This is a genomic window from Bacillus sp. CZDM1 (genome assembly GCF_055502545.1).
This window is the reverse complement of the sequence record NZ_JBUESO010000001.1, coordinates 412483-425894: the sequence shown is the minus strand read 5'-3', so window position 1 is coordinate 425894 and position 13412 is coordinate 412483. Positions and strand designations below refer to the sequence as shown.

Here is a 13412-nt window from a genome sequence, read left to right as displayed (position 1 = left end):
ACGTTTTTACTGTTATTATATAGTTATATCGACATAAATTAGGAGTGAAAAGTATGAGCATGGATTTCAATTTTTTCATGAATGATGTTGTGACTCAAGCACGTAATGAGATCGCGGCAGCTGGTTATAAAGAACTTAAAACACCTGAAGAGGTTGAAGAAGCGCTTGGGCAAAAAGGTACAACCTTAGTAATGATTAATTCTGTATGTGGTTGTGCCGGCGGCATTGCACGTCCAGCAGCGGCTCATGCCCTTCATTATGATAAACGTCCAGACCATCTTGTTACCGTTTTTGCAGGACAAGATAAAGATGCAACAGAAAAAGCACGCAGTTATTTTACAGGTTACCCGCCTTCCTCGCCATCATTTGCTCTATTAAAAGATGGAAAAATTGTTTCAATGGTTGAAAGACACCAAATCGAAGGATACGACCCAGCAACAGTAGTGGCAAGACTGCAAAAAGAATTCGAAGAAAACTGTGAAGAACTATAAAGTATTGTCAAAAGGGCTAATCTCTTAACGGAGATTAGCTCTTTTTTTTATTTTAAAAAAGTAATAATCAATTTTTATAAATATACTTGCATAATTATTTTATCCTGTGTTAAAATTCATTACGTTGTATAAATATTAGACTTTAACTCTATAAAGTTAGAAAAAGCAGTATGAAAATTAATTTTGAATTTTTAGAAAATTATAGGAGGAAAACAAATGAAAAAAGTAATTGGTTTATTTTTAATAATGATTTTAGCTGCTGGTATACTTGCGGCCTGTGGAGAAAGTGAAGATGATAATGCAAGTGATAAAAAGACACTAGTGATGGCAACCTCAGCTGATTATGCGCCGTTTGAGTATATTGAGTCAGATAAAAGTGACGAAATTATTGGTTTTGATGTTGATTTAGCGAATGCAATTGCTGGAAAACTTGGCTATGAAGTTGAAGTGAAAGATATGGATTTCGGCGGTTTGGTCCAGTCACTTAAATCTGGACAAGCTGATTTTGTATTAGCGGGAATGACTCCAACCGAAAAAAGAAAGAAAAACGTAGATTTCAGTGATATCTACTATACAGCGCAACACATGGTTATCTCTAAAAAAGACAGTGAAATCTCAACAGTAGAAGATTTAGAAGGTAAAACAGTTGGTGTTCAGTTAGGTTCTATTCAAGAAGGTAAAGCAGACGAAATTAATGAAACTGTAGCTATAAAAGTTGAGAATCGTAACCGTATCCCAGAACTTATTCAAGAATTGAAAGCTGGCCGTTTTGACGCAATTATTATTGAAGACACTGTGGCTAAAGGATATCTTGATAAAGAAGCGGATTTAACTAGCTTCACAATCAGTGATGATCCAGAGGAAGCAGGATCTGCGATTGCATTTCCGAAGGATAGTGCTTTAACAGAGAAGTTTAACAAAGAGCTTCAAGAAATGAAAGATAATGGCGAACTGCAAGAATTGATTGTTAAATGGTTTGGTGGGGAAAACTAAATCTACAACCAAGACGTTCAGAAAGTCTTCTGAACGTCTTACTAATTTCAATACATAGAGAGGACGGCAGATGAATGAACTTAGATTTCGGACAATTTATTCCTTCAATGCCATACATTTTAGAGGGAATATTTGTTACCCTTAAAATTGTCATACTGGCAGGAATAATAGGCTTTATTTTAGGAATTATCCTTTCTCTATTTAAAATTAGCAAATATAAATTTCTTGGCTGGTTTGCGGACGCCTACACCTCGATTTTCCGAGGTACTCCGCTCGTATTACAGCTGATGTTGATCTATTATGGTTCGCCGCAGTTAATTGGGTATCAAATTGAACCTTATACCGCTGCGATACTATCCTTTGCTCTTAATTCCGGTGCTTACATATCCGAGATTATTAGAGCAGGAATTCAAGCAATTGATAAAGGACAGCAGGAAGCTGCAATGGCTCTGGGTGTACCTTACTCGAAAATGATGTGGGATATCATTTTACCGCAGGCTCTTAAAAATATTCTGCCTGCATTGATGAATGAATTTATAACGTTAACGAAGGAATCTGCGATTGTTACTACAATTGGGGTAATGGATATCATGCGTCGTTCCTATCAAGTTGGGGCTGAAAATTATTCGTTTTTTGAACCACTTTTAATAGCTGGATTGATTTATTACTTAATGGTCGTGACCTTGACGTTCCTTGGAAAAGTGGTTGAAAGGAGAATGAGACGCAGTGATTAAGGTTGAAGATTTGCATAAAAATTATGGAAAGCTCGAAGTTTTAAAGGGCATCACCACGACAATTGAAGCAGGAGAAGTTGTTGCGATTATTGGACCATCCGGTTCAGGAAAGTCTACCTTTCTTCGCTGCATGAATCTTCTTGAAAACCCAACAAGCGGAAGAATATTTGTAGGTGGACAGGATGTTACGGATAAAAAGACAAATATTATGAAGGTACGGCAAAACGTTGGAATGGTTTTTCAACATTTTCATTTATTCCCGCACAAAACCGTTTTGCAGAATCTTACCTATGCACCGATTAAGGTAAAAGGGTTAGCAAAGGCTGAAGCAGAAAAGATAGCCTATGATTTGTTAGATAGAGTAGGATTAGCGGAAAAAGCAAATGAATATCCGACAAGATTATCTGGGGGACAAAAGCAGCGTGTTGCCATTGCAAGAGCATTGGCAATGGAGCCGGACGTTATGCTTTTTGATGAACCAACTTCAGCGCTTGATCCAGAAATGGTAAAAGAAGTTCTGGAAGTAATGAAATCCCTCGCTCATACTGGGATGACGATGGCGATTGTGACCCACGAAATGGGTTTTGCCCGTGAAGTGGCCGATCGAGTCCTATTCCTGGATGGCGGGGTATTAGTCGAAGATGCAAAACCGCAAGAATTTTTTATAAACCCGAAGAGCAAGCGAGCACAAGATTTCTTGCAAAAAATGCTCTAATAAGGATAAGCTAAAGATGGTCTATATGGATCATCTTTTTTATTTTGAGGAGAATTGCAATGAAATATCGAATTGGTTATCGGACAATTAAAACCGCATTAGGGACAGCAATCTCTATCTTAATTGCTCAGCAGTTAGGTCTAGACAACTTTGCCTCAGCGGGTATTTTAACTATTTTGTGTATTAAGGTAACAAAAAGAAAATCTGTACGTGCTTCTTGGGATCGATTTTTAGCTTGTGTTTTAGCTATGGCATTTTCAAGTCTATTTTTCGAGGTTATCGGTTACCATCCAATCGTTATTGGAATTATGCTATTATTCTTTATCCCGACTGTCGTAATGTTCAAAGCTAACGATGGAATCGTCACGAGCAGTGTAATTATTTTACATATCTATATGGCTAACAATTTATCTGTAGATCTTTTTATTAATGAGCTTGGTGTTATTATTATTGGAATTGGAGTAGCACTCATTATTAATCTCTATATGCCAAGTGCAGATAATAGATTAAAACAATATCAATTGAAATTAGAGGATAATTTTAAAGTGATTTTTTGTGAAATGATCAAATTCTTAAGAACAGGGGAAAGTAATTGGTCCGGACAAGAAATTACGGAAACGGCTAATTTACTAGAAGAAGCAAAATCATTTGCCTTTCGAGATGTAGAAAACCACTTTTTAAGGGATGAAAATGACTATTTTCATTATTTTAAAATGAGAGAAAAGCAATTTGAAATCATTGAAAGGGTTTTACCGATTGTTACATCCCTTACGGTTACGTTACCCCAAGGGAAAATGATTGCCGAATTTCTGGAAGAACTGTCCAAAAATATTCAGCCAGGAAACACTGCTCATATTTATCTAGGAAAATTAAAAGAGATGAAAAAGGAATTTGAAGAAATGGAGCTTCCGAAAACAAGGGAAGAATTTGAAGTACGAGCTGCACTGTTGCAGTTAGTAAAAGAAATGAATGAATATTTAATCATTAAAAGTTCCTTTAAGACATCAAAATGGAATAAACCAAGGAAAACGGAAGCAAACTAAGAAAAAAATGGCAGGTGGATTTTTATGATAAAGATACTATCGCCAATCCTGTTTGCTTTTTTTATTTCTCCCCTTTGGCCGCTTGGTCCTAACCCACTCCCTGGCGACCCTTTTGTTATTGTCAATAAAACGACAAATGAATTGGCTTTAATTGATGCTAATAGGGTCCAAACTGTTGTGAGTGTTGGAACTGGAAAAACCAAAGATTTAACTCCAGAAGGACTATTTACGATTACGATAAAAGCAGAGGATCCCTACTATCGTCGGAAGGATATACCGGGTGGTGACCCTGAAAATCCCCTTGGTTCCAGATGGATTGGCTTTGATGCAGAGGAAACAGATGGTCGAATATATGGAATTCATGGAACCAATCAACCGGCATCCATTGGCAGGTATGTTTCACAAGGCTGCATTCGTACACAGAATGAAGTCATTTCCTCCTTGTATCCCATAATTCCATTAGGTACGAAAATCTTAGTCACTTCAACGAATAAGTCATTTGAGGAGCTGGCAATAGAAAATGGAGCCATTGATAAATAGTAAAAGGGACTGTTCTTCAGACAGTCCCTTGTCTATGTTTTAAATTAAATAAATTGTGCAATCCCGATTAGGAGAGTTGAGGCTAACATCGCGATTAACATTAAGTATACAACTATTTTTCTTGTTCTTTTCTTATTCAAAGTGGGTTCCCCCCTTTATATTAATAGCTTTATTTCTATTTTACAGGGAAAAGCCCAATTGAACAATGGAACAACATCTCAATTTGGGAAGGAATTATGAATTTTTTAGCGAATAAGATAATTGTCGAAACTATTATAATTTTGAAAAATAGAGGGATAAAAATGATTAAAAAAGTAGACCACATCGGAATTGCTGTTCGAACGCTTGAGTCTTCACTTCCTTTTTACACAGATGTACTTAATTTGCCATTATTAGGTATTGAAGTAGTAGAGAGCCAAAATGTTAGAGTTGCGTTTCTTAAGGCGGGAGAAACCAAACTTGAGCTGCTTGAGCCAACTTCGGAGGAAAGCACAATTTCCAAATTTATTGAAAAACGCGGTGAAGGAATACACCATGTTGCACTAGGCGTAGATTCAATTGAAGAAAGAATCAAGGAAATGAATGAAAAAGGAATTACGATGATCGATAAGGAGCCAAGAATGGGTGCAGGGGGGGCTCATATTGCCTTCATGCATCCAAAGTCAACATCAGGTGTATTAGTCGAGCTATGCGAAAAGAAGGGGTGAGGGAATATGATAGACATCTATGAAAAAATTAATGAATTGTATGATAAGCGCCGGGAAGTAGAGCTTGGCGGCGGTGACGAGAGAATTGATAAGCAGCATGAAAAGGGGAAATTAACCGCAAGAGAAAGAATAGAGCTTTTAGTAGATAAAGGTTCTTTCGTAGAATTAAGTCCATTTATAGAGCACAGAACCAATGACTTTGGTTTGGATGAACAGAAAGGACCCGGTGACGGTGTTGTTACTGGATATGGAAAAGTAAATGGCCGTCCAATCTACTTATTTTCACAAGATTTTACTGTATTTGGCGGTGCGCTTGGGGAAATGCATGCCAAAAAAATAGCTAATGTTATGGATTTAGCTGCTAAAAACGGTACACCGTTTGTCGGCTTGAATGACTCAGGTGGTGCACGAATCCAAGAAGGTGTAGTCTCGCTGGATGGTTACGGACACATTTTTTATCGAAATGCGATTTATTCAGGGGTGATTCCGCAAATATCCGTCATAATGGGTCCATGTGCTGGTGGAGCGGTCTATTCACCTGCTATTACCGATTTTGTTTTTATGGTTGAAAAGACAAGTCAAATGTTTATTACAGGTCCAAAAGTAATTGAAACCGTAACGGGTGAGAAAATTTCTGCAGAGGATCTTGGAGGAGCACATGTTCATAATAGTATTAGTGGAAATGCTCATTTTGAATCTCCTTCTGAGCAGGAAGTTTTAGAAGAGGTTCGTAAACTTCTAAGCTACCTGCCGCAAAACAATGAAGAAAAACCTCCAAGACTTGAAGTGGAAGAGGAAAATGATTATCGACCAGACTTAACAGATGTTATTCCATTCGATGCCGTCCGTCCATATGATGTTCGCAAGGTAATTGAACAAGTTTGTGATGCAGACTCCTTTATGGAAATTCAAAAAAACTTTGCGAAAAATATCGTCGTAGGTTTTGCCCGAATTAAAGGCGAGAGTGTAGGGCTTGTTTGCAACCAGCCAAAAGTGATGGCGGGCGGGCTTGATATTAATTCATCTGATAAAGCCGCAAGATTTATCCGTACCTGTGATTCGTTTAATATCCCGATTATTACCTTTGAGGATGTAACAGGTTTCTTTCCAGGAGTTAAACAGGAGCATGGGGGTATTATTCGCCATGGTGCGAAAATATTATTTGCTTATTCAGAAGCCACTGTTCCGAAGCTGACAGTTATTTTAAGAAAAGCTTATGGCGGGGCATATGTAGCGCTTAATAGTAAGTCTATTGGGGCGGATTTAGTCTATGCCTGGCCTAATGCAGAAATTGCGGTAATGGGTCCACAGGGTGCTGCCAATATCATTTTTGCGAAAGAAATCCAAAATAGTGATAATCCTGAACAAGTAAGGCAGCAAAAAATTGAAGAATACCGCGAAAAGTTTGCCAATCCCTATGTGGCGGCGAGCAGAGGCATGGTCGATGATGTCATTGACCCGCGTGAAACGAGAATAAAAATTATCCAGGCATTAGAGATGCTTCGAAACAAAAAAGAATCTAGACCCTTCAAGAAACACGGCAATATCCCACTGTAAAGCTTTCATTTGATGACAGGTTTATGAAAGAGTATACTCTATTGTGAGTACATAAAACGGAGGGTTATTCAGATGATTAATCATGAACGTCTTTTGAATGAATTTTTAGAGCTTGTCCAAATTGATTCAGAAACCAAATACGAAACTGAAATTGCGAAAGTGCTAAAACAAAAGTTTACCGATTTAGGTCTTGATGTGTTTGAAGACGATACAACGGCCGTAACGGGTCATGGAGCCGGAAACTTAATTTGTACCCTTGCTGCGACTAAAGACGGCGTAGATCCTATTTATTTCACTTCTCATATGGATACAGTTGTTCCGGCACGAGGTGTTAAGCCATCCATTAAGGACGGCTATGTGGTTACGGATGGAACAACTATTTTAGGTGCCGATGATAAAACTGGCCTATCTGTTATGCTTGAAACCATTCGTGTCTTAAAGGAACAAAATATTCCTCATGGACAAATCCAATTTGTGATAACTGTCGGTGAAGAATCAGGACTTGTAGGTGCAAAAGCACTTGATTCCTCCTTATTGAAGGCAAAGTATGGCTATGCATTAGATAGTGATGGTTTAGTTGGAAATATTGTTGTTGCAGCTCCTACTCAAGCTAAAATCAAGGCAGTTATTTACGGAAAAACCGCTCATGCGGGTGTTGCTCCGGAAAAAGGAGTATCTGCCATTACGATTGCTGCGAAATCAATTGCTAGAATGTCATTAGGCAGAATTGACTCCGAAACGACAGCAAATATCGGCCGCTTTGAAGGCGGCACACAAACGAATATCGTTTGTGATCGTGTGGATATTCTAGCAGAAGCCCGTTCACTCATTGCTGAGAAAATGGAAGCACAGGCTGCTAAAATGAAAGATGCTTTTGAAACAGTAGCTGCTGAAATGGGTGGCAGAGCTGAAGTTGAAGTTGAGGTTATGTATCCAGGCTTTAAATTTGGAGAAGGCGATCAGGTAGTTGAAATCGCACGTAAAGCGGCAGCGAAAATTGGCCGCAGCTGTGAATTACAGCATAGCGGCGGCGGAAGCGATGCAAACGTCATTGCGGGCTTTAACATTCCAACGGTTAACCTAGCAGTGGGTTATGAAGATATTCATACCACAAATGAACGTATGCCGATTGAAGAATTAAACAAGTTGGCAGAAATGACTATCGCGATTATCGAGGAAGTTTCTAATCAATAAGTGATATTTAGGGGAGAGCCTTCGGGTTCTCCTTTTGTTTTGCTAGAGTACTTGCCAGATTCTTGAGTAAGTTTTAATGATATTTAGTACATCACCGATACATATATACTAAAAAATCACCTAATAATATATAGATACTAAGATCCATTTAAGGAGATAGATTAGCATGGAGATTGACAAAAAATTTTTAATTAATAATTTAGTAATTGAAGATAATTATGTAACTCCATTTCAAAGTACATCACCCGACGGAACGAATTATGTATTAGGTGTGAAAAGTAATGGCAGCGTTGTGGCTGTACCAGAAGTTCATTTTATACGTCCGAAATGGCACTTACCATATCAAGCAATTGGATATTCCAAAAATGAAAATGACTTTTACTACTACCAAGGCAGAAGTGCGGTGATTATGAATCATTATGGGTATGTTAAGCATTGGATTCAAGAGGAAAATAACATTCAAAATTTTAGATGTTATGAGAATAAATTAGGCCAAAATAGGTATGTTTACACGGTGCAAGTACACGACACACCCATGCCAAAAGGAAACGCGGGATATTGGTTATGTGAGTTGGTTGTTCTGGATGAAAACTTTAAGGAAATTGATCGTCAAAGAATAAAAGCTTCTGGAAGAATTAAAGATGATTATCCAATGGAAAACCATGATTATGTCTATATTGATGATGGACATTACATGATTCCAACTGCTTACCCAAATACGGTGGATAATATTCCGAACGTTAACGGTTCATATAAAGTATTTAATAATGTCATCCAAGAAGTGAAAAATAGCCAAGTCGTTTTCCATTGGGAATCCATTGATTATCCCGAATTATTTAAACTAAGTCATTATCTTAATGATCCAGCGGATTGCCCGTCAACAGGGGAGAAATATTTAGATTACGCTCATATAAATTCAATGTTTATCGATGAAAGAGACCAGAACTTACTTGTGTCATTTAGACATATTGGAATCGTGAAAATTGACAGACAAACGGGCGCAATTTTGTGGATGCTTGCTAAAAATCGCTGCGATATTAAAGGGATTGATGAAAACATGATTCCTTCTATGCAACATGATGCCCGTTATAACTACGATCATTCAATTACTTTATTTGATGATTCAGGAAGTACAACTGATAACGCTAGAGTTATGAGATATTGGATTGATGAGAAAAAATTAACGGCAATAAAAGTAAAAGAGTATGTTTGCCCATATGGAAAAAGCCAATCACAAGGAAGTGCCACTTTAATCGATGAGGAAAATGAAATATTTGACATTGCATATGGTGGTGGACATCCTACTATCTCTTTCCATGAATATTCCTTTAAATACAATAAGGAATTAATGTTTGTAAATTTGCCTACTCAGGAAACAAGTGTAGTTTACAGGGTTTTTAGAGACAATAAGGGGACACAAAAAAGAAATAAGGATTAGTAGGAGGAGGCCAACGGGGTCTCCTTTTTGCTATACTAGAGATATCATTGTTATTAGGAGAAGTGGTCACGTGAAGGAAATGTATCCTAAGAAGGGTAGAGTCATACTGCATGTTGATATGAATAGCTTTTACGCTTCGGTGGAGATGGCTTATTACCCTGAACTTAAGGGGAAGCCTGTTGCGATTGCCGGAAACGTGGAGGAACGAAGAGGAATCATTATTACCTGCAGCTATGAAGCAAGAAAATTTGGAGTCAAGACGACTATGCCGCTATGGGAAGCGAAGAAGCTCTGTCCGCAGCTAATCATAAGGAAGCCTAATTTCGACCGTTATCGGACGGCATCTATCGCCATGTTTGAAATTCTCAGGAATTATACAGAGCTAGTGGAACCTGTATCGATTGATGAAGGGTATATGGATATAACCGACTCTTTTGAACTTGGTAGCCCTATTGAAATCGCCAAAAGTATTCAAAAAAGAGTTCTCGAACAGCTAGATTTGCCCTGCAGCATTGGAATTGCACCCAATAAATTTTTGGCAAAGACAGCGTCTGATATGAAAAAACCGATGGGCATAACGATTCTTCGCAAGCGTGACATCCCTTCTGTTTTGTGGCCGTTAAATACGAGTGAGATGCATGGTGTTGGTAAAAAGACTGCTGAAAAGTTAACAACCATTGACATTCAAACGATTGGAGAATTAGCAGCTGGCAATGAAATACAGTTGAAATCACTTCTCGGCATTAATGGAATCCGTATTAAGGAAAGGGCAAATGGAATTGATAATAGAGCGGTAGATCCTGAATCGGTATCTGATTTTAAAAGTATTGGAAATTCAACGACGCTTCCTAAAGATACGAGCAATCAACAAGAGTTATTTCGAGTATTAGAATCGTTGGCGGAAACCGTTTCGGTAAGGCTAAAACGGAAAAATGTATTTGCTACGACCATAGGGATTACCATTCGTTTCAAAGATCGAAAAACAATCACTCGAAGTAAAAAACTTTCCAATCCTATTCATCAAAAAGAAGATATTGCTTCGTTTGCAAAGCAGCTTTTTCTCAAGCATTGGAATGGAAATGCTGTCCGGTTGTTAGGTATAACAGGCTACGATTTAGTCGAACATGACCTTGCCTTCAAACAGCTTGATATATTTTCATTTGAAAATGATGCAAAAAAAGAGCCGTTACTTAAAACCCTTTCCACTCTCCGTGATAAATATGGGAAAAATATCATTGAAAATGCCGGCGCACGAAAAGTCAACAATGCTCATAGCGTAGGAACGGGAACAAGTTTTAATAAAGATTTTCTTCGTACATTCCCGCAAAAAAAGAAGGAAGAGAATTAAAAGCTCCGCCATTGTATGAAGAACAATGCGGAGCTTTTTGTATTATTTACAGATATCTACATCTAAAGCTGTTACAGGCCACCAGAAAAATCCGTCTTTTTCTAACATCTCATCAGCAGCTTTCGGTCCCATTGAACCAGATTCATAATTCGGATAGTCCTCGGCTTTCGTTTTTTCCCATACTTCAGAAATTTTATCCACAAAGGCCCAAGAATAGGCGACTTCATCCCAGTGTGTAAAGTTGGTTGCATCACCGCGCATGCAATCATAAAGGAGCTTTTCATACCCTTCAGGAGTGTTCATTGCATGAATGCCTGTATTAGCAAAACTCAGTTTGACTTCCTGGGCATCGAGATGTCCACCAGCTTTTTTGGCGTTAAGGTGAAGGGTAATTCCTTCCTCAGGCTGAATATGAATAACAAGCAGATTCGGGTTCAACAATTTCTCAGGCTGATAATAAAGGTTCATTGGAATGTCTTTAAATTGAACAACAATTTTGGTTGACTTTGTTGTCATTCTTTTCCCAGTTCGGATGTAAAAAGGTACACCTGCCCAGCGGAAGTTATCAATCATAATCTTCCCGGCCACGAAGGTTTCAGTGTTTGACTCTTTGTCGACCATTGGCTCGGCGCGATATTCTGGTACCTGTTCATCTTCTACCATTCCGGATCCATATTGTCCACGAACAAAATATTTATTTATTTCTTCCCCTGTGATCATTCTTAATGAACGAAATACTCTAACCTTCTCAGAACGAACCTCATCTGTTGTCAACTTAATCGGCGGTTCCATGGCAAGCAGTGCTACCATTTGCATGATATGGTTTTGAACCATATCCCGGAGAGCCCCGCTTGTTTCATAATATCGGCCTCGTTCTTCTACACCAAGAATCTCGCTTGAGGTAATTTGAATATTAGAGATATAACGGTTATTCCATAAAGGCTCAAAAATGGCATTGGCAAACCGAATAACTTCAATATTTCTGACCATTTCTTTCCCTAAATAGTGATCAATTCGGTAAACCTCTTCCTCTGAAAAAGCTGTTCGAATTTGCTCATTCAACTCTTTTGCTGATTCCAAATCATGTCCAAATGGTTTCTCAATGACAAGTCTTTTGTAGCCTTTTACATCTGTTAATCCATCCGATTTTAAATGTAAGGCGATTGGAGCAAAAAATTCAGGTGCCATAGCAAGATAGAAAATCCGATTTCCTTCTAACTCGTATTTTTCATCAATTTGCTCTGCTAAACTTTTTAGCGCTAAATAGGAGCTTGAATCTGATACATCATGAGACTGATAGTAAAAATGAGCCGCAAACTCATCGATATCATCCTTTTTTCCTAGAGCGGTTAAAACAGAGTCCTTCACAGAACTTTGGAAATCTTCAGTGGATAATGGTCTCCTAGCCACGCCAATGACCGCAAATTTATCTAACTTTCCTTTTTGAAACAAGCGGTAAAGGGAGGGAAATAGCTTTCGAATAGCTAAATCTCCTGTTGCACCAAATATCATGATTAATGAAGTCATATTTCTAGATTGTTCCACTGTAATTACCTCTCCTTATATGTATTCAACTTAGATTTAGCCAAAAACCTCTGAAGCATGTATTGAAATCTAAATCCCTTTAAAAGAGAATACCATGGATAGAGGGCATTTATGCAAGTGATATGCTATAGTATTTATAACTTTATTCGACAAGGAGCGGTAATATTGGACATATTTTTTTTGGGAACGGGTGCTGGTATACCGGCTAAGCTTCGAAATGTTACTTCCATTGCCTTAAAATTACTCGAAGAACGAGGATCCATTTGGCTGTTCGATGCGGGTGAAGCGACACAGCATCAAATCTTACATACATCGATAAAACCGCGCAGAATAGAAAAAGTCTTTATTACCCACCTTCATGGCGATCATATCTATGGTCTTCCTGGGTTGTTAGCGAGCCGGTCTTTTCAAGGCGGAGAATCAGAAGTGACGGTTTATGGACCAAAAGGACTGAAAGAATATATTACGATAAGCCTTTCAGTCAGCCAAACCTATTTAAAATACCCACTTAAGATTGTAGAAATAGATGATGGGGTTATTTTTGAAGATGAACAGTTTATTGTGGAGGCAAGACTTTTAGATCATGGCATTCCTTCATACGGGTATCGGATTATTGAGAAGGACAGGCCAGGAACACTTTTAGCGGATAAGCTTGTCGAGGCTGGAGTAGAGCCTGGACCCATTTTTCGAAAAATTAAAGAAGGGGAAACGGTTACGCTTGAAGATGGAACAGTCATCGTGCCGGCAGAATTTCTAGGTCCGGATCAAAAAGGACGGATTGTCACGATTCTTGGCGATACAAGGTACTGCGAAAATGCTATTTCCTTAGCGCGGGATGCGGATTTATTAATTCATGAAGCAACTTTTTCAAAAGGGGAAGAAAAGCTTGCCTTCGATTATTTCCACTCAACTACTCATCAGGCTGCGAAAGTGGCAAAACTCGCTGGCAGTAAACAGTTATGTTTGACACATATCAGTTCACGCTACGACCGGCAAGCCTGGCAGGAACTAGTCACGGAGGCCAAGGAAGTATTTGCAAATACAGACATTGCTGAAGACTTTAAAGAAATAAACATACCTTCAAAATAAAAAAGACGGCAAAAAGCC

General features: G+C 38.4%; 14 protein-coding genes. 12 read left to right on the top strand and 2 right to left on the bottom strand.

The window, feature by feature from the left end; translation table 11 throughout:
- Nucleotides 1–53: 53 nt before the first annotated feature.
- The 6 genes from ACY3XC_RS02315 (at nt 54) to ACY3XC_RS02290 (ending at nt 4516) form a co-directional block, all read left to right on the top strand.
- Nucleotides 54–491, top strand: a complete 438-nt coding sequence (locus tag ACY3XC_RS02315) for a BrxA/BrxB family bacilliredoxin (RefSeq protein ID WP_464867118.1) — start codon at nt 54–56, stop codon at nt 489–491.
- A 216-nt stretch (nt 492–707) separates the two neighbouring features.
- Nucleotides 708–1484, top strand: coding sequence for a transporter substrate-binding domain-containing protein (locus tag ACY3XC_RS02310; RefSeq protein WP_464867117.1), 777 nt, complete (start codon nt 708–710; stop codon nt 1482–1484).
- A 74-nt stretch (nt 1485–1558) separates the two neighbouring features.
- The gene (locus tag ACY3XC_RS02305; RefSeq protein WP_464867116.1) at nt 1559–2218 is read left to right on the top strand and encodes an amino acid ABC transporter permease; all 660 of its coding nucleotides are present in this window, start codon (nt 1559–1561) and stop codon (nt 2216–2218) included.
- Entirely contained in the window at nt 2211–2933 is a 723-nt protein-coding gene (locus ACY3XC_RS02300) for an amino acid ABC transporter ATP-binding protein (RefSeq protein WP_464867115.1), read from the top strand. The genes ACY3XC_RS02305 and ACY3XC_RS02300 overlap by 8 nt, the downstream gene beginning before the upstream one ends.
- 59 nt (nt 2934–2992) lie before the next feature.
- Entirely contained in the window at nt 2993–3976 is a 984-nt protein-coding gene (locus ACY3XC_RS02295; RefSeq protein WP_464867114.1) for an aromatic acid exporter family protein, read from the top strand.
- A gap of 24 nt (nt 3977–4000) precedes the next feature.
- Complete coding sequence (locus tag ACY3XC_RS02290; RefSeq protein WP_464867113.1) at nt 4001–4516, top strand: L,D-transpeptidase; 516 nt, start codon at nt 4001–4003, stop codon at nt 4514–4516.
- A gap of 44 nt (nt 4517–4560) precedes the next feature.
- Here the strand turns inward: ACY3XC_RS02290 and prli42 are convergent, their stop codons facing one another.
- The gene (prli42, locus tag ACY3XC_RS02285) at nt 4561–4656 is read right to left on the bottom strand and encodes a stressosome-associated protein Prli42 (RefSeq protein WP_179157034.1); all 96 of its coding nucleotides are present in this window, start codon (nt 4654–4656) and stop codon (nt 4561–4563) included.
- Between the two features lie 162 nt (nt 4657–4818).
- On the opposite strand from prli42, the gene mce reads away from it, so the two are divergent.
- The 5 genes from mce to ACY3XC_RS02260 all read left to right on the top strand — a co-directional run bounded on the left by mce (nt 4819) and on the right by ACY3XC_RS02260 (nt 10760).
- Nucleotides 4819–5223: a methylmalonyl-CoA epimerase gene (gene mce, locus ACY3XC_RS02280; protein ID WP_464867112.1), complete on the top strand. Its 405-nt coding sequence runs from the start codon at nt 4819–4821 to the stop codon at nt 5221–5223.
- Nucleotides 5224–5229: 6 nt separating this feature from the next.
- Complete coding sequence (locus ACY3XC_RS02275; RefSeq protein WP_464867111.1) at nt 5230–6780, top strand: acyl-CoA carboxylase subunit beta; 1551 nt, start codon at nt 5230–5232, stop codon at nt 6778–6780.
- Between the two features lie 72 nt (nt 6781–6852).
- Entirely contained in the window at nt 6853–7974 is a 1122-nt protein-coding gene (locus tag ACY3XC_RS02270) for a tripeptidase T (RefSeq protein WP_464867110.1), read from the top strand.
- Between the two features lie 166 nt (nt 7975–8140).
- Entirely contained in the window at nt 8141–9412 is a 1272-nt protein-coding gene (locus ACY3XC_RS02265; RefSeq protein WP_464867109.1) for an aryl-sulfate sulfotransferase, read from the top strand.
- 70 nt (nt 9413–9482) lie between these two features.
- On the top strand, nt 9483–10760 hold the full coding sequence (locus tag ACY3XC_RS02260; protein WP_464867108.1) for a DNA polymerase IV: 1278 nt from the start codon (nt 9483–9485) through the stop codon (nt 10758–10760).
- Between the two features lie 42 nt (nt 10761–10802).
- Here the strand turns inward: ACY3XC_RS02260 and zwf are convergent, their stop codons facing one another.
- Nucleotides 10803–12272 carry a glucose-6-phosphate dehydrogenase gene (gene zwf, locus ACY3XC_RS02255; RefSeq protein ID WP_464867455.1) on the bottom strand — a complete coding sequence of 490 codons (1470 nt, stop codon included), beginning with the start codon at nt 12270–12272 and terminating at the stop codon, nt 10803–10805.
- A gap of 198 nt (nt 12273–12470) precedes the next feature.
- Here zwf and rnz point away from each other — a divergent pair, with 198 nt between their 5' ends.
- Entirely contained in the window at nt 12471–13394 is a 924-nt protein-coding gene (rnz, locus tag ACY3XC_RS02250; protein WP_464867107.1) for a ribonuclease Z, read from the top strand.
- Nucleotides 13395–13412 lie beyond the last annotated feature (18 nt).

What these genes read in the sequence shown, in the direction of transcription:
- ACY3XC_RS02315 (WP_464867118.1), top strand. Translation starts at nt 54, where the DNA reads ATGAGCATGGATTTCAATTTTTTCATGAATGATGTTGTGACTCAAGCA.
- ACY3XC_RS02310 (WP_464867117.1), top strand. Translation starts at nt 708, where the DNA reads ATGAAAAAAGTAATTGGTTTATTTTTAATAATGATTTTAGCTGCTGGT.
- ACY3XC_RS02305 (WP_464867116.1), top strand. Translation starts at nt 1,559, where the DNA reads ATGAACTTAGATTTCGGACAATTTATTCCTTCAATGCCATACATTTTA.
- ACY3XC_RS02295 (WP_464867114.1), top strand. Translation starts at nt 2,993, where the DNA reads ATGAAATATCGAATTGGTTATCGGACAATTAAAACCGCATTAGGGACA.
- ACY3XC_RS02290 (WP_464867113.1), top strand. Translation starts at nt 4,001, where the DNA reads ATGATAAAGATACTATCGCCAATCCTGTTTGCTTTTTTTATTTCTCCC.
- mce (WP_464867112.1), top strand. Translation starts at nt 4,819, where the DNA reads ATGATTAAAAAAGTAGACCACATCGGAATTGCTGTTCGAACGCTTGAG.
- ACY3XC_RS02275 (WP_464867111.1), top strand. Translation starts at nt 5,230, where the DNA reads ATGATAGACATCTATGAAAAAATTAATGAATTGTATGATAAGCGCCGG.
- ACY3XC_RS02270 (WP_464867110.1), top strand. Translation starts at nt 6,853, where the DNA reads ATGATTAATCATGAACGTCTTTTGAATGAATTTTTAGAGCTTGTCCAA.
- ACY3XC_RS02265 (WP_464867109.1), top strand. Translation starts at nt 8,141, where the DNA reads ATGGAGATTGACAAAAAATTTTTAATTAATAATTTAGTAATTGAAGAT.
- zwf (WP_464867455.1), bottom strand. Translation starts at nt 12,272, where the DNA reads ATGATATTTGGTGCAACAGGAGATTTAGCTATTCGAAAGCTATTTCCC.